19 protein-coding genes are annotated in these 16,784 nt (G+C 67.7%); 9 read left to right on the top strand and 10 right to left on the bottom strand.

Features of this window, described 5'->3' with window-relative positions:
• Positions 1 to 90: 90 nt before the first annotated feature.
• Positions 91 to 966: a bifunctional helix-turn-helix domain-containing protein/methylated-DNA--[protein]-cysteine S-methyltransferase gene (locus AAFM92_15640; protein MEL7301810.1), complete on the bottom strand. Its 876-nt coding sequence runs from the start codon at positions 964 to 966 to the stop codon at positions 91 to 93.
• Positions 967 to 1,265: 299 nt separating this feature from the next.
• Here AAFM92_15640 and AAFM92_15645 point away from each other — a divergent pair, with 299 nt between their 5' ends.
• From AAFM92_15645 to AAFM92_15655, 3 genes are read left to right on the top strand one after another with little or no spacing between them, the layout of a single operon-like run.
• Entirely contained in the window at positions 1,266 to 2,018 is a 753-nt protein-coding gene (locus AAFM92_15645) for a MipA/OmpV family protein (GenBank protein ID MEL7301811.1), read from the top strand.
• A 39-nt stretch (positions 2,019 to 2,057) separates the two neighbouring features.
• Positions 2,058 to 2,711: an endonuclease III gene (gene nth / locus AAFM92_15650; GenBank protein ID MEL7301812.1), complete on the top strand. Its 654-nt coding sequence runs from the start codon at positions 2,058 to 2,060 to the stop codon at positions 2,709 to 2,711.
• Between the two features lie 23 nt (positions 2,712 to 2,734).
• Positions 2,735 to 3,697 (top strand): adenosine kinase, encoded by a 963-nt coding sequence (locus AAFM92_15655; GenBank protein ID MEL7301813.1) that lies wholly within the window; start codon positions 2,735 to 2,737, stop codon positions 3,695 to 3,697.
• A 40-nt stretch (positions 3,698 to 3,737) separates the two neighbouring features.
• Here AAFM92_15655 and AAFM92_15660 read toward each other — a convergent pair whose 3' ends face one another.
• Positions 3,738 to 4,451: a hypothetical protein gene (locus AAFM92_15660; protein ID MEL7301814.1), complete on the bottom strand. Its 714-nt coding sequence runs from the start codon at positions 4,449 to 4,451 to the stop codon at positions 3,738 to 3,740.
• 166 nt (positions 4,452 to 4,617) lie between these two features.
• Positions 4,618 to 5,436, bottom strand: coding sequence for a sulfotransferase family protein (locus tag AAFM92_15665; protein ID MEL7301815.1), 819 nt, complete (start codon positions 5,434 to 5,436; stop codon positions 4,618 to 4,620).
• Positions 5,437 to 5,574: 138 nt separating this feature from the next.
• On the opposite strand from AAFM92_15665, the gene AAFM92_15670 reads away from it, so the two are divergent.
• The 3 genes from AAFM92_15670 to AAFM92_15680 all read left to right on the top strand — a co-directional run bounded on the left by AAFM92_15670 (position 5,575) and on the right by AAFM92_15680 (position 7,871).
• Positions 5,575 to 7,152: a DUF5928 domain-containing protein gene (locus AAFM92_15670; protein MEL7301816.1), complete on the top strand. Its 1,578-nt coding sequence runs from the start codon at positions 5,575 to 5,577 to the stop codon at positions 7,150 to 7,152.
• 60 nt (positions 7,153 to 7,212) lie between these two features.
• The gene (locus tag AAFM92_15675) at positions 7,213 to 7,371 is read left to right on the top strand and encodes a hypothetical protein (GenBank protein ID MEL7301817.1); all 159 of its coding nucleotides are present in this window, start codon (positions 7,213 to 7,215) and stop codon (positions 7,369 to 7,371) included.
• A gap of 116 nt (positions 7,372 to 7,487) precedes the next feature.
• Complete coding sequence (locus AAFM92_15680) at positions 7,488 to 7,871, top strand: HIT domain-containing protein (protein MEL7301818.1); 384 nt, start codon at positions 7,488 to 7,490, stop codon at positions 7,869 to 7,871.
• 3 nt (positions 7,872 to 7,874) lie between these two features.
• On the opposite strand, the gene AAFM92_15685 is transcribed toward AAFM92_15680, so the two are convergent.
• Positions 7,875 to 9,392 carry a hypothetical protein gene (locus tag AAFM92_15685; protein MEL7301819.1) on the bottom strand — a complete coding sequence of 506 codons (1,518 nt, stop codon included), beginning with the start codon at positions 9,390 to 9,392 and terminating at the stop codon, positions 7,875 to 7,877.
• A gap of 201 nt (positions 9,393 to 9,593) precedes the next feature.
• Here AAFM92_15685 and AAFM92_15690 point away from each other — a divergent pair, with 201 nt between their 5' ends.
• The 3 genes from AAFM92_15690 (at position 9,594) to recR (ending at position 12,445) form a co-directional block, all read left to right on the top strand.
• Entirely contained in the window at positions 9,594 to 11,354 is a 1,761-nt protein-coding gene (locus tag AAFM92_15690; protein ID MEL7301820.1) for a DNA polymerase III subunit gamma/tau, read from the top strand.
• A gap of 131 nt (positions 11,355 to 11,485) precedes the next feature.
• A complete protein-coding gene (locus AAFM92_15695; GenBank protein ID MEL7301821.1) occupies positions 11,486 to 11,830 on the top strand; it encodes a YbaB/EbfC family nucleoid-associated protein in 345 nt (114 codons plus the stop codon).
• Positions 11,831 to 11,851: 21 nt separating this feature from the next.
• Positions 11,852 to 12,445: a recombination mediator RecR gene (gene recR / locus AAFM92_15700; GenBank protein MEL7301822.1), complete on the top strand. Its 594-nt coding sequence runs from the start codon at positions 11,852 to 11,854 to the stop codon at positions 12,443 to 12,445.
• A 90-nt stretch (positions 12,446 to 12,535) separates the two neighbouring features.
• Here recR and AAFM92_15705 read toward each other — a convergent pair whose 3' ends face one another.
• From AAFM92_15705 to rpiB, 6 genes are all read right to left on the bottom strand, one after another.
• Complete coding sequence (locus AAFM92_15705) at positions 12,536 to 13,108, bottom strand: YdeI/OmpD-associated family protein (GenBank protein ID MEL7301823.1); 573 nt, start codon at positions 13,106 to 13,108, stop codon at positions 12,536 to 12,538.
• Complete coding sequence (locus AAFM92_15710; protein MEL7301824.1) at positions 13,101 to 13,886, bottom strand: crotonase/enoyl-CoA hydratase family protein; 786 nt, start codon at positions 13,884 to 13,886, stop codon at positions 13,101 to 13,103. Before AAFM92_15710 ends, AAFM92_15705 begins: the two co-directional genes overlap by 8 nt.
• Complete coding sequence (locus AAFM92_15715) at positions 13,886 to 14,425, bottom strand: pseudouridine synthase (protein ID MEL7301825.1); 540 nt, start codon at positions 14,423 to 14,425, stop codon at positions 13,886 to 13,888. The genes AAFM92_15710 and AAFM92_15715 overlap by 1 nt, the downstream gene beginning before the upstream one ends.
• A 100-nt stretch (positions 14,426 to 14,525) precedes the next feature.
• Positions 14,526 to 15,164, bottom strand: a complete 639-nt coding sequence (locus AAFM92_15720; GenBank protein ID MEL7301826.1) for an SGNH/GDSL hydrolase family protein — start codon at positions 15,162 to 15,164, stop codon at positions 14,526 to 14,528.
• Between the two features lie 68 nt (positions 15,165 to 15,232).
• Positions 15,233 to 16,201, bottom strand: a complete 969-nt coding sequence (locus tag AAFM92_15725) for a serine hydrolase (protein ID MEL7301827.1) — start codon at positions 16,199 to 16,201, stop codon at positions 15,233 to 15,235.
• A gap of 46 nt (positions 16,202 to 16,247) precedes the next feature.
• Positions 16,248 to 16,697: a ribose 5-phosphate isomerase B gene (gene rpiB, locus AAFM92_15730; protein MEL7301828.1), complete on the bottom strand. Its 450-nt coding sequence runs from the start codon at positions 16,695 to 16,697 to the stop codon at positions 16,248 to 16,250.
• Between the last annotated feature and the right edge of the window lie 87 nt (positions 16,698 to 16,784).

Raw genomic sequence — 16,784 nt, forward strand, 5'->3', positions numbered from 1 at the left:
GTGCCGAGGCCGGGGCCTGACTCGCCCCGTTATGTGGAGGAGAGCCCGCGTTATGCAATAACAAGCTCCTCTTAGCCCGTCGGAGCACGATCAGGCGGCGGTTTCCTGCGCCTCGGACCTTGCCGCCTCGTAGGCGAGAATCGTGCGCTTCACCGGCAGACCCCAATGATATCCGCCCAGCCCGCCGGATTTGCGCAGCGCCCGGTGGCAGGGGATGAGGTAGCTGATCGGATTGCGCCCCACGGCGGTGCCCACGGCGCGGGTGGCCTTGGGCGCGCCCACGGCCTGCGCGATCTCGCTGTAGGTCGTGACCTGTCCGGAGGGGATGCGCATGAGCGCTTCCCAGACCTTGATCTGAAGCGGGCGCCCCACGAGGAGAAGACGCGCCTCGCGCCCGGCCCCGGCGGCGCCCGTCCCGAAGGCCGCGGCAATGTCGGCCGCGAGAACATCCGGCGCCTCAATATAGCGCGCCTCGGGCCAGCGGCTCCGCATGTCGGCCATGGCCTCCGCGCGCCCGCATTCCTCCGCGAAAGCGAGACCGCAGAGGCCGCGCTCCGTCCCCATGGCCAGCGCGTCGCCGAAGGGCGTGTCGAACCAGCCATAGGAAATGACCTGTGCGGCGCCCCCGCGGGCGAAGTCGCCGGGGCTCATCGCCTCCCAACGCAGGAATAGATCGTGGAGCCGGGACGTCCCCGAGAGCCCCACGGCATGGGCCGTCTCAAGCGTGGTGAACCGTTCTTTCAGAAGCGATTTGGCGTGGCCCAGCGTCAGGTATTGCTGGAAGCGCTTGGGCGAGACGCCGGCCCAGGCGGTGAACGTGCGCTGGAAGTGCTCGGGCGAGAGCCCGGCCTCGCGGGCCAGCGCCTCGAGCTTGATCGGGGCATCGGCAGCATCGATGGCCGAGATTGCGCGACCGATGATGTGGTAGTGATAGCTGTGGTCCATGGTGGGGCTCGCATCTGTCATGGCCTAGGACGCTAAGACTTGCGCAGCGCGCCTGCGACCCGATTCTTGACGAAACGGCGTGGGCGCGGAATGGGGCCACACAATGAGGTGCGCGAGCCCCCTGGGCGTAGTCCGGCCCCCGCGGAAGGGCCAAGCGCTGCGGCGCGGCATCCGCCTCGGCGGAAGAGCGCCGCATTTTCGCTAGGATCATGTCCTTTGAGCCTCAGTGGGCGGCCAAGCACGAGAACGTGCATAAGATGTGGTTTTCTTTGGCAAGAACCTATGTATGGATTTCACTACGCCGACCTGGAGCGCCGCGAATGACTGCCAAGACGTTTCTCTTTGCCATGGGGGCCGGAGCCCTCTGCGCTGCGAGTGCGCAAGCGGAGACGTCGCTCGCCTTCTCCTTGGGGGTCGGCGCGCAGGTGCAGCAGGATTACTTCGGCTCCGAGGATTACAGCGTGGGGCCCACGGGCTCCTTCAGCCCGCAATACCTGCGTCTCGGGACGCTGGAATTCGGGAACCAGGACCCGAATGTGGAGACCTTCGGTTTCTTTCCGCGCGGGTCCTTCCGCTTCATCGGGGAGCGCAGCGCCGACGACAATTCCGAACTCACGGGGCTCGAAGACATCGATCTGAGCGTGGAGCTCGGCGGCGGTGTGGGCTTCCGCGGCGAAGCGTTCCAGGCCTTTGCGGACCTGCGCTACGGCGTCGTGGGCCATGAAAGCCTCGTGGCGGAAGTGGGCGCGGACGCGATCCTGCGCCCGGCCAACGACGTGACCCTCACGGTGGGCCCCCGTGCTCTTTGGGGCTCGGAGGACTACGCGCAGACCTACTTTGGCGTGACGGCGGCGGAAGAAGCGGCTTCCGCCTTCACGGAGTTCGAGCCCGACAGCGGGCTTGTGAGCGCGGGCATCGAGGCCGCGATCACCTACGATTTCAATTCCGACTGGGCCCTGCGCGGCACGGCCACGTGGGACCGGTTCGTAGGCGATGCCGCCGACAGCCCCATCGTCGAGGAAGAGGATGCCTTCGGCCTTTCCGTGCAGGTGATCCGCAGCTTCGCCTTCTGATCTGGCGCGCCCGGCAACGGCGCGCTAGGTGACACGGCCATGGCCAAGCCCGCAAAACAACTGAGCTATCCCGTCATGCGCGCGATCTTTGCGCGCTTCGCGGCCGCCGAGCCCGAGCCGCGCGGCGAGCTCGACCATGTGAACGCATTCACGCTCGTCGTTGCCGTCGCGCTTTCGGCGCAGGCCACCGACAAGGGCGTCAACAAGGCCACAGCCACGCTCTTCAAGGTCGCCGACACGCCCGAAAAGATGCTCGCGCTGGGGGAAGAGGGCGTCATCGAGCACATCAAGACGATCGGTCTTTTCCGCAACAAGGCCAAGAACGTCATCAAGCTCTCCCGGATCCTCGTGGAGGAGTATGGCGGCGAGGTCCCCAACAGCCGCGCGGCGCTCGAGAGCCTGCCCGGCGTGGGGCGCAAGACCGCCAACGTGGTGCTCAACATGTGGTGGGGCCACCCCGCGCAGGCGGTGGACACGCATATCTTCCGCGTGGGCAATCGCACGGGCATTGCGCCGGGCAAGGATGTCGTGGCCGTGGAGCGCGCCATCGAGGACAACGTTCCAGTCGACTTCCAGCGCCACGCCCATCACTGGCTTATCCTCCATGGCCGGTATATCTGCACCGCGCGCAAACCTCGCTGCGAGGATTGCGTGATCTCGGATCTGGTGGGCTGCAAGGAGAGCTGTGCGTGACGAAGACCTATGACGTGGTGGGGATGGGCAATGCCGTCTCCGACGTGATCGCCCCGGCCTCCGACGCCTTCCTCGATCACATGGGCATCGAGAAAGGGATCATGCAACTTGTCGAGCAGGCGCGGGCGCAGGTGCTCTATGCCGCCATGGGCGAGCGCACCGAGACGCCCGGGGGCTCTGTGGCCAATACCATCGCGGGGCTCGGATCGCTTGGGTTGAAGACCGCCTTCGTGGGCCGCGTGGCCGATGACAGCCTCGGCCGGACCTACGCCACGGCCATGGCCGAGCAGGGCACGGATTTTCCAAATGCGCCGGTGGCGGGCGCGGGACTGCCCACCTCGCATTCGATGATCTTCGTGTCGCCGGACGGCGAGCGCTCCATGAATACCTATCTCGGGATCTCAGCGGAGGTGGGGCCCGAGCACCTGCCCGACGGCGTCTTCGAGGATTGCGCCTACCTCTTCTTCGAGGGCTACCTCTTCGACAAGGATCCCGGGAAGGCCGCGTTCTACGCGGCGGCCGAGCGGACCCGGGGGGCCGGGGGCAAGGCCGGCATCACGCTCTCGGATCCGTTCTGCGTCGAGCGTCACCGCGCGGATTTCCGGACCCTCGTGGCGGGCGCGCTCGACTACGTCATCGGCAACGAGGCGGAGCTCTTGTCGCTCTACGAGGTGACGGACGTGGATGCGGCCCTCGCGGCGGCCGCGGATGATTGCGAGCTCGTGGTCTGCACGCGATCGGGGCGCGGCGTGGCGATCCAGCGGGGCGCGGAGCGCGTGGATGTGCCGGTGAAGACGGTAACGCCGGTGGATGCCACCGGCGCGGGCGATCAGTTCGCGGCGGGCTTTCTCAACGGTCTCGTGACGGGCCAGTCGCTCGCCGCGGCGGGGCGCATGGGCTGCGTGGCCGCCGCCGAGGTTATCAGCCATATGGGCCCCCGCCCGGAGGCCGACCTGCGCCAGCTCTTCGTCGCCCACGGGATCTGACACGCGCCATGGCGGCCCCGCGGGCCGTCGCGGTCTCCGCTCAGGCCGACCGCGCCGCGGGGCGGTCGATGGCGTGCCCAACCGTGCGGAGCCAGAGGGCATCGATGGCGTCGAGCGCGTCCAGATCCGGCGTGATGTGATCAAAGAACCCGGTGGGTGTCTCGTAGCCGAGCGCCGCCTCCGCGGCCTCGGCCTGTGCGGCGGGTGAAGCATCGAGGACCGGGACGGCGTCGAGGTCCCCCGGCGTGGCGCGCGGGTATGTGAGGCGAGACGGGCCCGAACTCAGGTTGAGAAGGCGGCAGCCCTGCCGCGCGGCGTGCCACTGTGCGCGGGCCGACTTGGCCTCGAGCGACCTCAGCGAGGCGTCGCGGCGCAAGGGGTCAGGGCGGCCTTGCCCGTAGAAATGGGTCTGCCCGGTGGCGGGATAGACCATGTCGCAGCCCAGCACGGCGATGATGCGCGGCCGCAAGGCGTGGAGCGCCCAGTAGGTGGCGGTGAAGGCCATGGTGGCCCCGCCGAAGAGAAAGCCCCCATGGGTGTTCTGAGCGGGAACGAAGGTGGTCTCGTCGATCAGGCGGCCTGTTGGCTGGTCGGGCTTTTTGTCCTCGGGGAAGTCCCGCGGGAACACGAGGTCATCCCAATCCGCGCGCACGCGCCAGGCATTGTTGATCGCGACAACCCTTTCCCACGGAGTGCGAGGCCAGGCCCGGGCGGAGAGCGCGCTCGGCCCGGAGCCGAGGAGGAGAACGATCATGGCCGCGCCTTTCGTGAGCAGCGCCCTTGATAAAACGGCGGGCAGGGCACGACAAGCGCAGGCAGACGGGGACGTGCGCGACAGTCGGCGTGATCCGTGCGGGACGGACCTCTTTCTCCGCTGCGCTTCGAAATTCGACCCGCCCGCCCGAATCCGTCCGAGGCGCTCAGTCGCCGAGCTTGGCGTGGACTTCTTCGAGATCGATCTCGCCCGTGGGCATCTTGTTGGCCGGGTTCTCGAAATCGTAGCGGAAGAGCTCGAAGTCCTTTTTGTAGATCTCGTAGACGAGATGCATGGACAGATCATCAAAGTAGTCTTCCACCGGGAAGGCGCGCTTGGGGCCGTGGCCCTCGCTCTCGTTGAAGCGCGGCACGTCCTTGAGCTTGATCTTTTTCGGCGTCTTGATCGATTTCAGGACGTCCTGCATCCCGTCGTTGAACTGCTCCGTCCAGAAAATCTTGTCGTAGCGCCCGCCATTGACGATGAATGTCGAGATGTGGCCGGACATGGCCGACCAGTGGATGTCGGGCTCCATGGGACGCCGCCAGCGGATCGTGTCGCGCGCGAAGAGCAGGAAGCGGCGGAAGCTCTTGATCTGGTCGAATTCGAAATCGTCCTCCGGCGCGCCCACCTCGATCCCGTATTTCTGGATGAGCAGCGGCACGAGGTTGCCCCGGTAGCGCTTGCCGTTCCTCTGGATGCCGCAGATCTTGTCGAAGAATGAGCTCAGGATGCGGGTGTAGGGATTGCGCACGCAGGTGAAGGCGTAGCTTTTGTGCCCCTCGACATTGGCGGTGATGAGCGGCTGGCTCTTTTCGATGGCCCACTTGTGTAGGCCCGCGGTGGCATCGTGGATATCGCCGTCAAAGAACGTCCCGTGATCCGAATAGAACATGATCTGGCCGATGGTCGAGCAGGCGCATTTGGGCACCACGCGGTACACCACGCTTTCGCTCTCTGTCATCCAGGTGCCTGGAAAGCCCATATGCTCCGCCTCGCTCAGGTCGTCGGCTTTTGTTACGCAATGAATCGCAAACAAAAGCTGTTTATTCAACGGTCGTTCACTTAGCTTTGGCTAAAACCTCACAAGAGGTCACAGGCAGCACCGGAGCCCCATCCATCCATGGCAAAGATCGCCTACATCTTGCTCTGCCATAAGGACCCGAAGTCCGTGATCGAGCAGGCGCGCCGCCTGACGGCGGTGGGGGATGCCGTGTCGATCCATTTCGACAGGAGCGCGAATACCGCCGATTGTGCTCTGATCCGCGAGGCCCTGGGCGAGAACCCCCGGGTGACATTCGCCAAGCGCCGCGTGAAATGCGGGTGGGGAGAATGGTCGCTCGTGCGCGCATCGCTCAACGCGCTCGAGGCGGCGGTGGACGCCTTCCCGCAGGCCACGCACTTCTACATGCTCTCCGGCGATTGCATGCCCACGAAAAGCGCTGAATACGCCCATGCGTTCCTCGATGCGCGCGACGTCGACTACATCGAGAGCTTCGATTTCTTCACCTCCGACTGGATCAAGACCGGCATGAAGGAAGATCGGCTGATCTACCGGCATGTCTTCAACGAGCGGCAGCAGAAGAAGCGCTTTTACTGGTCCTACCACTTCCAGAAATGGGCGGGGCTGACGCGGGAGGTCCCCAGCGACATCCAGATGATGATCGGCTCGCAATGGTGGTGCTTGCGGCGGACCACGGTGGAGAAGGTTCTCGACTTCGCGAAGACGCGCCGGGACGTGATGCGCTTCTTTGCCACCACGTGGATCCCCGACGAGACCTTCTTCCAGACGCTGGTGCGCCATCTCGTGCCCAGCGCGGAGATCGAGGAGCGCTCGCCCACGTTCAAGATGTTCACCGATTACGGGATGCCGCTGACCTTCTACAACGATCAGTACGACCTGCTTCTGAGCCAGGACGCGCTCTTCGCGCGCAAGATCAGCCCCCATGCCAAGGAGCTCAAGACGCGGCTGGGGCGGCTCTACGCGGCCAAGGGCGTGCGCTTTGACATCTCCAACGAGGGCAAGCAGCTCTTCGAGTTCCTCACCGGGCGGGGCCGCGAGGGACGACGCTTCGCGCCGCGCTTCTGGGAGCAGGCCGCGAGCCTCGGGCGCGACCGGGAGCTCATGATCGTCGTCTGTAAGAAGTGGCACGTGGCCAAGCGGCTCATCGCGCGCATCAAGCAGGAGACGAACCTGCCCGTCATCGAGTACCTCTTCCACGAGGAGGACACGCGCCTGCCCGACCTCGGCGGGATCCAGTCCACCCTGGAGAAACGCACGCGCCACCGGCGCGCGCTCATGGGGATGCTCTTCGATTACTACGAGACGGACCGGCTGCTCATCTGCCTCGATCCGTCGAGCTTCGATCTGATGATGGATTTCGAGCATGACCGCTCGAAGACGAAGATCCTCGAGGTCGCCTGCGTCTTCACTGACGAATACCTGCTCGGCCATGCCGCCCGCGTGGGCCTCGCGGGGGACCGTTCTCCGCCCGAGACGATCGAGCGGCTTTTGCCCACGATCCGGCGTGACGTGGTCTTCGAGCACGAGCGGCTGCGCGATGCGGGCTTCAAGCACTACCACCGCATCAGCGAGGGCGAGACGCCGGAGCAGATGGCCGTTCCGCTCGGCGCGTTCCTCGATCTGCCGCCCGACAAGGCGGGCGCGGTGGCTGCGACGGATTACCTCTTCGTGGATTGAGCGCTGGTCCCGCCGGAGTGCCCGCTATGTCGGTGTCCGTAGCACTCCATGGAGGACAGGATGGTTTTAAAGACGATGGTGAAGCTCAAGATGCTCGGTCTGGCCGGGCAGGTGGTGACCGGCGCGTTCATCAACGGCGCGCTCATTGGTGCCGGCGTGACGGCCGCAGGGCTCATGGCCGCCAAGGCCGCGCAGGACAAGAGCAAGACGTCGGGCTGAGGCGCTCCGGAGGACCCGCGGCCGAATAGAGGCGTGCGAGGGGCCCTGCGCCGCTCAGAAAGGCGTTGTGGCCCGTCCCACCCTGGGGAAAGGTGCCCCGGAAGGAGACGATACTCATGCCCTACGCCTACGACCCCGAGAATATCTTCGCCAAGATCCTGCGGGGTGAGATCCCGAATACCACGGTGCTTGAGACCGATCACTCGCTCGCCTTCCGCGACATCAATCCGCTGGCGCCGGAGCACGTGCTCGTCATCCCCAAGGGGGGCTACGTGAATTACGATCACTTTGCCGCCGAAGCCTCCGACGCGGAAATCATAGACTTCACCCGCACTATCCGGGCAGTGACCGAGGCGCTGGGCGTCGAGCCCGGATCGGGCGGCGCTGGCTACCGGCTTCTGTCAAATGCCGGCGAGGACGCGATCCAGGAAGTGCCGCATCTCCATGTGCACGTGGTCGCGGGCCGCAACTTGGGTCGGATGCTGCAGCCCGCGCGCTAGCGCTCAGGCGATCCCGTGGGCCACGACCTGCCCGGGATGCGCCTCGGCCCAGGCCTCAAGGCAGGCCAGAACATCGTCACGCCCCGCATGTCGGATCGCCGGTTCGGGCAACGCCACGCCCGCCCGGAGCGCCATCTCGAGGCAGGCCACGTGGTCCTGATTGTCCACCTGCGGCGCGTTCTCCGAGCCATGGATGATCGTCGACAGGAGCGTCCCGCCATAGCCGTTGATGTGGCTCAGATCCGGCTTCATCTCGAGGAAAAAGGCCATGTTCTCCGGCAGCCCCCACCAGCCCGCGCCTTGGACGGGGGTCATGCCCATCCGGTCGGGCCGGTCCCATTCGAGCCCCGCCGCGAAGAATGCCTTGAGCCTCGGGAGCTGGTCGGTGAAGCCCGCGAGGTCGGCGGCAAGGCTCCGCGCCTCGTCGGGCAGGCGCGCGGGGTCGATGGGCCCGTCGCCCGTCAGGAGCCGCTCGAGCATCTCGGGCATGTCCGTGGGCGCGCCGAGCCGGGCCAGCGCCTCCGCGCCCGCCTCGTTGCCGTAAAGCCGCGCCACCGCGTAGGCCCCAAGCCCGTTGCGCCGCGCGTCGAGATCGGCCCCGCGCGCCACGAGGAGCTCGAACATCGGGGCACCACAGAGCCGCTGGGCCGCGTGGTGCAGTGCCGACAGTCCCACCGCCGCGGGGCCGCTCGGATGGTGAGAAATGCCTTCGTTGACGTCCCAGCCGCTATCGAGCAGCAGCTCGACGGCCCGCACATCGTCAAAATCCATCGCCCGGTAGGGCGCGTTGGTGCCCTCGGGCCGCGCGCCAAAGGCGAGCAGCAGTTCGAGCGCCGCGAGATCGCGCTGCTCTGTGGCGTGGTAGAGCGATTCGTTGTCGTTCGGATCGGCGCCGTGCTCGAGGAGCCACCGCGCGAGATCGAGGTTTCTGGCGTGATCGATCGCGCCGTAGAGCGCGGGCAGGGTGTAGGGTTCGTCGCCGCCCGCCGTGAACGCGTCATTCACATCCGCGTCCGCCGCCACGAGCATCTGCGCCACGCGAACGGCGTCCGCCGGGTCGCCGAAGCCAAGCCGCCCCCACTGCGAAAAGCACAGGTGACACATGGCGCGCCGCGGCCCGTGCTGCGCCACGGCGAGGCTCGCATCCTCGCCGAGCGCGCGCTCCACCGCGTCGAGATCGTAGGTCGCGCAGGCCAGCGCGAAATGCCCCTCCACGAGGTCGGGCGCATCCGCCAGGAGCCGCTCGATCCAGCCTTTCTGCCCGAAAAAGAGCGCGCGCTTGAGCCGCTCCTGCGCTGCAGCGCGCCCCAGGCCACGGGCCTCAACAGCCACCTTCAGCTTCGGCCAGCTCTCAAAGCCGCGCTCGAGCGCCACGGCGTGGAGAAAATCCGCGTGCTTCAGCGGGGATTTCTGCCCCAGCCATTGCGCCACCTGAAGCCGGGCCTGCCGGTCATTGGCGTCGTAGGATTTGTGTAAGAGCTTGGCCTCACGTTTCAGGCCATCGAGCGACAGATCGTTCATCGGGTGTCCTCCGCAATCCGCTCCAAGGTCCGTTCACTGAAGGAGCGCGGGTCCATCCGCTATGTATCTTCCGTCGTATCGGGCGGCGCGAGCTTTCCACGGACCGGCGGCCTGCCCAGGGGCCTTGCCCGAAAAGGTAGCCGATCGCTGGACGCTCCACAACGGCGCGATTAGTCTGGCCCCGCTGCCAGAGGAACCCCCATGACCGAACAAGCCTACCAGGTGCTCGCCCGGAAGTACCGGCCCGAAACCTTCGCCGACCTCGTGGGGCAGGACGCGATGGTGCGCACGCTGAAGAACGCCTTCGAGGCCGACCGGATCGCGCAGGCCTTCATCATGACAGGCATTCGGGGCACGGGCAAAACCACCACCGCGCGGATCATCGCCAAGGGCATGAACTGCATCGGGCCCGACGGGAACGGCGGGCCCACAACGGAGCCCTGCGGGGCGTGCGAGCACTGCACGGCGATCATGGAAGGGCGGCATGTCGACGTCCTCGAGATGGACGCGGCCTCCAATACCGGCGTGGCCAATATCCGCGAGATCATCGACAGCGTGCATTACCGGGCCGCCTCAGCGCGCTACAAGGTCTACATCATCGACGAGGTGCACATGCTGTCGACGGGCGCGTTCAACGCGCTCCTGAAGACGCTGGAAGAGCCCCCCGCCCACGTGAAGTTCATCTTCGCCACGACCGAGATCAGGAAGGTCCCGGTTACGGTGCTGTCGCGCTGCCAGCGCTTTGACCTGCGCCGCATCGAGCCCGAAGACATGGTCTCGATGCTTGCCCGCATCGCCAAGGCCGAGGGCGCCCAGATCGCCGAGGATGCGCTGGCGCTTATCACCCGCGCCGCCGAGGGCTCCGCGCGGGACGCGCAGTCGCTCCTCGATCAGGCGATCTCCCACGGCGCCGGCGAGACGACCGCCGAGCAGGTCCGCGCGATGCTCGGCCTCGCGGACCGGGGAAGGGTGCTCGATCTCTTCGACATGATCATGAAAGGCGATGCCGCGGGCGCGCTCGCCGAGCTCTCGGGCCAATACGCCGACGGGGCAGATCCCATGGCCGTCCTGCGCGATCTGGCCGAGATCACGCACTGGATCAGCGTGGTGAAGATCACGCCAGACGCCGCCGAGGACCCGACCATCGGCCCCGACGAGCGCGCGCGGGGGCAGGCCATGGCCGAGGCGCTGCCCATGCGCGTGCTCACGCGGCAATGGCAGATGCTGCTCACGGCGCTCGACGAGGTGGGGCGCAGCCCCAATGCCATGATGGCTGCGGAGATGGCGATCATCCGTCTGACCCACGTGGCCGAGCTGCCCGCGCCGGACGACCTGGTGCGGAAGCTCAAGGACACTCCCGCACCGCCACCGATGCCTTCCGCGCCCGCTGGGCCTCATGACGGAGGTTCCGGGCCAGGCCCGGGACACGGCATGCCTGCCGATACACCACGCGCCGATGCCCCGCGCGCCGTGGCGCAGCCCTCGGGCGCGGCGACGGCGCTCGCGGCGGCCCCGGCACCGGGCCTCGAACGGTACGCGCGCTTCGAAGACGTGGTCGAACTCATTCGCACCCACCGCGACGGCAAGCTCCTCGTGGACGTGGAGGCGGGCATTCGCCTCGTCTCCTACGCCCCCGGCCGCATCACCTTCACCCCCTCGGAGGAGGCGACGCCGGACCTCGCACAGCGCCTTGGCGCCCGGCTCCAGAGCTGGACGGGCAATCGCTGGGCGGTGATCGTGGAGGATGGCGGCGCGGCTCCTACGCTCAAGGAGACACTGAACGCCGAGCGGATCCGTCTCGAGGACGCGGCCCGTGCCCATCCCATGGTCCAGGCCGTTTTCGAGGCCTTTCCCGGCGCAAAGATCATCGACATCCGCACGCCCGAGGCCATCGCCGCGGAAGCCGAAGGCGAGGCGTTGCAGGCCGTTGAAGACGAATGGGACCCGTTCGACGAGGACTAGCCGCGCCGTCCCGTGACCCCGGATACAGCGGGATGCGCGCCATGGCGGCCCGTCGCTCCCGCCGCCACAATCCGAGCCATTGGTTGCATTGCCGCGCCCATGGCCGCATCTAAGCCAAAAGGAGACCTCACATGCTCAAGGGACTAGGCGGCCTCGGCGACATGGCCGGGATGATGAAGAAGGCGCAGGAGATGCAGTCGAAGATGGCCGAGCTCCAGGAGAGCCTCGCCACGCTCACGGTCGTGGGTGAAAGCGGCGCGGGCCTCGTGAAGGCCACGGCCACGGCCAAGGGCGAGCTCACGGGCCTCGATATCGACCCCTCGATCTTCGATCCCAACGAAAAGGAAGTGGTCGAAGACCTCATCCTCGCCGCCATCAAGGAGGCGCAGGCCAAGGCCCAGCAGAAGAGCCAGGACGAGATGTCGAAGCTCACCCAGGAGATGGGCCTGCCGGCGGACATGAAGCTGCCCTTCTGAGGTCGGACGGAGCGGCACCTAATGGCCGACGATATCTCCTCCCTCGAGACGCTCATCGAGCTGATGGCCCGCTTGCCGGGCCTCGGGCCCCGCTCTGCGCGGCGCGCGGCGCTCCATCTCGTGAAGAAGCGCGGGCAGCTCCTCGGGCCCCTCGCGGAGGCCATGGCGGATGTGGCGCGGAGCGCGCGGGAATGCCTGAATTGCGGCAACATCACCACCTCCGACCGCTGCGCCATCTGCACCTCGCCCAAGCGCGCCACCGGAGAGATCTGCGTGGTCGAGGACGTGGCCGATCTCTGGGCGATGGAGCGCGCGGGCGTGTTTCGCGGGCGCTACCATGTCCTCGGCGGGACGCTCTCGGCGCTCGACGCGGTGGGCCCCGAGGAGCTGCGCATCCCGCGCCTCATGGCGCGTATCCCGGAGGAGGCGGTGACCGAGGTGATCCTCGCGCTCCCCGCCACGGTCGACGGCCAGACGACTGCGCATTACATCGCAAGCGAGCTGCCCGGCGTCACGGTCACGAGCCTCGCGCAGGGGGTGCCCGTGGGCGGCGAACTCGACTATCTCGATGACGGCACCATCTCCGCGGCGCTCAAGGCCCGAAAGAGCTTCTGACAGCGGGTCCGTTGGCGCCATAGGGTCCAAAGACTTTTGGGAAAAGTCTTGGAAAAAGTCTTCGAAGACTTTTTGCGCTCCGCCGCGGGATCAGCGAAAATTGCGAGGTCGGAGGCCCGCTGCCGCATCCTCCGCGAGCGCGGCGATCCGATTGGCCCGCGTCTCGGGCTTCTTGGCGGTCTTGATGAATTCGAGCATCCCGCGTTTCACGCTGCGGGGATAGGCCTCCCACACCGCGCGCGCGGTTCCGGCTGCGTCGAGCGCTTCGGCCAGATCGGTGGGCACCTCAAGGCGCTCCACATCATCGAGAAAACTCCACATGCCGTTCTCTTGCGCCCGCGCGATCGCGGCCTCTCCCGCCGGGGTCATGAGCCCCGCCGCGCGCGCCTCCTCCACCTTCGCCTTGTTCACCGCCGACCACGCGCTCGTGGCGCGCCTCGGGGCCACGCGCACCGACGAGCGGTCGACGTCGACGCCGCGTGTGACGGCGTCCACCCAGCCCCAGCACAGGAGCTCGGAGATGAGATCGCCGATGGGCGTATAATGGTCGGTGTGCTTCTTCCAAAAGACGAGCCAGACGCCGTCCCCGCGCGCGTGATGATCCGCGAGCCAGGCCCGGAGATCGGCGCGGCTTCGCACCTCCACGCTTTCGAGCTCAGCCAAAGCGCGGCGGCCTTTTCTGGATATTGGCGGCCACGGCCTCCATCTGGTTCGGCGTCCCGATGAGCGCGCCCTGAAGCTGGGCCTCGAGGGCGAGGGCCTCGGGCCCGCCGGTCCAGGCCTCCTCGACGAGACGCTTCGAGGCCGCGACCGCGTCGGGCGACCGCGCTGCGATCTCTGCTGCCAGTGCCTCTGCCCGCGCGCGTGGCGCCTCGCTCAGCTCGGTGACGAGCCCGTGGCGCTCCGCCTCCCGGCCGGACATCACACGCCCCGTCATCATCAGCACCTTGGCCGCGTCGGCGCGCAGGAGCCGGGGCAGCGTTGCCGTGATCCCCATGTCGGGGACGAGGCCCCATTTCGCCTCCATGATCGAGAGCCGCGTGTCCGGGTGCACGATGCGAATGTCGGCGCCGAGCGCGAGCTGGAGCCCCGCGCCGAAGCAGAGCCCCTCGACCGCGGCGATCACCGGCACGGGAAGCCGCGTCCAGCAGAGCATGGGAGCCTGGAAGGCATTGGCCCCCTCCGCGTCCCGCGTGGCCAGCATCTGCGAGAGCTTCGCCGGATCGGCTGCCATCTGCCCCATGACGGCCAAGTCGATCCCCGCCGAGAAGACGCCGCCCGCGCCCGTGAGGATCACGGCCCGGAGCCCCGGCTGCGCCTCGAGCGCCGCGCAGGTCGACACGAGGGCCTCCAGCAGCTCGAGGCTCATGGCGTTCTTTTTTTCCGGACGTGACAGCGTGACTGTGGCGATGCCGTCCTCGGTCTCCAGCTTGATCGGCATCAGGGGCGCTCCGTCGTCGTGATCCACTCCCCGGGTTGTAACGCGCCGATCCGCCAGGGCCCAATAGCCACCCGCACCAGACGCAGCGTCGGATGCCCAACCGCTGCCGTCATGCGCCGCACCTGCCGGTTTTTGCCCTCCCGGATCGTGAGCCGGAGCCAGCTGTCAGGCACGGACTTCCGCACCCGCACGGGCGGGTCGCGGGGCCAAAGCGCGGGGGGCGCGATTGGATCGGCCTTGGCCGGGCGGGTGGCCCCGTCCTTGAGTGTCACGCCCTTGCGCAGAGCGGCCAGCGCAGCGTCGTCCGGCACCCCCTCCACCTGCACGAGGTAGGTCTTGGGAAGCTTGAACTTCGGCGACGCGACGCGCGCCTGCAGCCGCCCGTCATCGGTGAGCACGAGGAGCCCCTCGCTGTCCCGGTCGAGCCGCCCCGCGGCGTACACGCCCGGCTGGTCGATGAAGCGCGCGAGACCGGGCCAGCGGCCCTCGTCGGTGAACTGGCTCAGCACGTTCATGGGCTTGTTGAAGAGGACGATCATCGCGTGCTCTCGCTCCCCGGCGCTGCGGTCACGCCGCCTTTCGCGCCCCCGTTCGCGAGGGGCCACGGCGACCCGCTCCCGTCGGCGCCAGCCTCATCGATCAGCGCGCCTCGACCTGCTCGATCACGCTCACGATCCGCTCCGCGATGGCCCTTGATCCCTTGACCGAGGGGTGAATGCGGTCCAATGCGTGAAAGCTCCGGTCGCCCGAGGGCACGAGCGTCCGGTTCGACAGGAGCCAAACCCCGTCCATGCCGCGCGCCATGAGCTCCACGCGGCGCTCCATCTCATCGCCCTCATCCCGGCAATGCTCGATGGGCGAGCCGAAGCCCGGCGAGCGCAGGTAGCCCACATACAGCACGCGCGCGCCATCGTCCCTTATGCGGGCCACGAGCTCCGGCAGGATCCCCGCATCGCCCTCGGGCGTGATCACGCGCGACATCCGCTCGCCGCATCCATCGCAGCCGCAGCCGAGCCACAGATCGTTGCCACCGCCATTGAGCACCACCCAGTCGTGGGCACCGGGCTCGTATTGCCGGCTGATCCCGCGCATCATCGCGCCGGTGAGCGCGTTGTTATCGACGTCCTCGCCCAATCTGCGCTCCACCCAGTTGGGCACCGCGCGGCCGGTGAGCACGTGGGTGGCCATCATCGAATCGCCCAGAAGCTGGATGCGGGGGCCGGTTTCCGCAGCAGCCGACCCGGCCCAGAGGGCGGCAAGAAAAATCACAAAACGCATGTTTCGTCCCTGCAAAACGCCCCGCCCACGTCTGTCTAGCGTAGGCGCGCCCGCTGTTTAAGACGCAATCACGCGAGGGCGCGCACGGGGCCGTCGAGAAGGGCCATGATGTCACTGAAATACCCGCCGGAGCGTGCCGGGCGCGTGGGGTCCGAGGTGAGCGCCACAGCGAGGCCCGCGCGGCGGTCCGCGGCGATGATCTGCCCGCCATAGCCGCGCCCCAGGGCCCAGCCCGAGCGGGAGAGGAACCAGCCGTAGCCATAGCCCAGCCCCGACCAGCGCGAGTGCGTGCGCGGCTCGAGCGAGGCCGCGATCCAGCGCTCGGGGATCACCTCCGCGCCGCCATGGCGGCCGCCATCGCGCAGGAGCGTGGCGATTTCGAGCATGGCGGTGGGGCGGAGCGCCATCTCGTTGCCGCCGAGGTAGTAGCCCTCCGGCGCGCGCGTCCAGGGCGGGATCTCGATGCCGAGCGGCCCGCCAAGCCGCTGCCGGGCCTGCGCCAGGAGGGAGCGGCCCGTGGCTTCCGCGAGTGCGGCGCCCAGCACGTGGGTGGAGCCCGTGGAGTAGAGGAGCGGGCCGCCCGGCGATGCCACGAAGGGGCGCGACAGCGCGTCCCGCACCCAGTTGGGAGAGCTCACCCAGCCGCCGTAATTCGCCCCCGATGTCCGCTCGAGCCCGGCGCGCAGCGTCACGAGGTCCTCGAGCGTGATCGCGCCCGCCCCCGCCGTTGCTCCGGAGAGAAGGCCAGGTGCCACTTCCGAGAGCGGCATCGTCACGCTCTCGATTTCGCCGCGGGCGATGGCCGCGCCGAGAAGGAGCGCCACGATGCTCTTGGAGACCGACTTGATGTTGGCTGGCCGCGCGAGCCCCGGGCCACGCGGCGCGGCGGCAAAGGCGAGCGTGTCACCGACCCGAACCTGGAGGGAGTGAAGCTGCGGCAGTTCAGCGATGGCCGCGGACAGGTCCTGCGCCCGGAGCGGGGCAGGGGCCGCGAGGGCGGCGGCGGAACCGGCAAGGAAAGCGCGACGAGAGATCATGTGTCTTAGCTGGGGGTAGGGCCCGACTTGCCAAGGCCCAAGGCGCTCACGAGCCCGTGGTCTCGGCCTCGATCATGTCCACTCGGGTGGCGTGGCGCCCACCCTCGAAGGCAGTGTCAAGAAAGGCATCCACGATCGCGAGCGCGAGCCCTTCGCCCACCACCCGCGCGCCGAGGCTGAGCATGTTGGCATCGTTGTGGGCCCGGATCATGGCCGCCGAGAACGTGTCGGCGCAGACCCCACACCGGATGCCCGGCACCTTGTTGGCGGCCATCATGATGCCCTGACCGGTGCCGCAGAGGATGATCCCGAGATCCGCGCCACCGGAGGCGACGCGCTCCGCCGCTGCCTTGCCGTGCACGGGATAATGCGTGCTCTCGGGCGTTTCGGGCCCGATATCGCGCACGTCATAGCCGCGCGCCTCGCAATGCCGCGCCACGGCCTGGCGGAGGTCGATGGCCGCGTGATCGGAGGAAAGTACGATGCGTCGTGTCATGGCGCTCCCCTACCGCCTTCCGCCGTCGGCGCAAGCCCCGATCGGCGCGGGGCACGGGCCTTCTTTGTGCCCCGTACCTCCCCCGGA

The organism is Pseudomonadota bacterium, from assembly GCA_038533575.1.
Lineage (GTDB): Bacteria > Pseudomonadota > Alphaproteobacteria > Rhodobacterales > Rhodobacteraceae > Shimia_B.

Excerpts from the sequence above, each read along its gene's own strand:
- AAFM92_15640 (MEL7301810.1), bottom strand. The coding sequence starts at position 966 with ATGACAGATGCGAGCCCCACCATGGACCACAGCTATCACTACCACATC.
- AAFM92_15645 (MEL7301811.1), top strand. The coding sequence starts at position 1,266 with ATGACTGCCAAGACGTTTCTCTTTGCCATGGGGGCCGGAGCCCTCTGC.
- nth (MEL7301812.1), top strand. The coding sequence starts at position 2,058 with ATGGCCAAGCCCGCAAAACAACTGAGCTATCCCGTCATGCGCGCGATC.
- AAFM92_15655 (MEL7301813.1), top strand. The coding sequence starts at position 2,735 with ATGGGCAATGCCGTCTCCGACGTGATCGCCCCGGCCTCCGACGCCTTC.
- AAFM92_15660 (MEL7301814.1), bottom strand. The coding sequence starts at position 4,451 with ATGATCGTTCTCCTCCTCGGCTCCGGGCCGAGCGCGCTCTCCGCCCGG.
- AAFM92_15665 (MEL7301815.1), bottom strand. The coding sequence starts at position 5,436 with ATGGGCTTTCCAGGCACCTGGATGACAGAGAGCGAAAGCGTGGTGTAC.
- AAFM92_15670 (MEL7301816.1), top strand. The coding sequence starts at position 5,575 with ATGGCAAAGATCGCCTACATCTTGCTCTGCCATAAGGACCCGAAGTCC.
- AAFM92_15675 (MEL7301817.1), top strand. The coding sequence starts at position 7,213 with ATGGTTTTAAAGACGATGGTGAAGCTCAAGATGCTCGGTCTGGCCGGG.
- AAFM92_15680 (MEL7301818.1), top strand. The coding sequence starts at position 7,488 with ATGCCCTACGCCTACGACCCCGAGAATATCTTCGCCAAGATCCTGCGG.
- AAFM92_15685 (MEL7301819.1), bottom strand. The coding sequence starts at position 9,392 with ATGAACGATCTGTCGCTCGATGGCCTGAAACGTGAGGCCAAGCTCTTA.
- AAFM92_15690 (MEL7301820.1), top strand. The coding sequence starts at position 9,594 with ATGACCGAACAAGCCTACCAGGTGCTCGCCCGGAAGTACCGGCCCGAA.
- AAFM92_15695 (MEL7301821.1), top strand. The coding sequence starts at position 11,486 with ATGCTCAAGGGACTAGGCGGCCTCGGCGACATGGCCGGGATGATGAAG.
- recR (MEL7301822.1), top strand. The coding sequence starts at position 11,852 with ATGGCCGACGATATCTCCTCCCTCGAGACGCTCATCGAGCTGATGGCC.
- AAFM92_15710 (MEL7301824.1), bottom strand. The coding sequence starts at position 13,886 with ATGCCGATCAAGCTGGAGACCGAGGACGGCATCGCCACAGTCACGCTG.
- AAFM92_15715 (MEL7301825.1), bottom strand. The coding sequence starts at position 14,425 with ATGATCGTCCTCTTCAACAAGCCCATGAACGTGCTGAGCCAGTTCACC.
- AAFM92_15720 (MEL7301826.1), bottom strand. The coding sequence starts at position 15,164 with ATGCGTTTTGTGATTTTTCTTGCCGCCCTCTGGGCCGGGTCGGCTGCT.
- AAFM92_15725 (MEL7301827.1), bottom strand. The coding sequence starts at position 16,201 with ATGATCTCTCGTCGCGCTTTCCTTGCCGGTTCCGCCGCCGCCCTCGCG.
- rpiB (MEL7301828.1), bottom strand. The coding sequence starts at position 16,697 with ATGACACGACGCATCGTACTTTCCTCCGATCACGCGGCCATCGACCTC.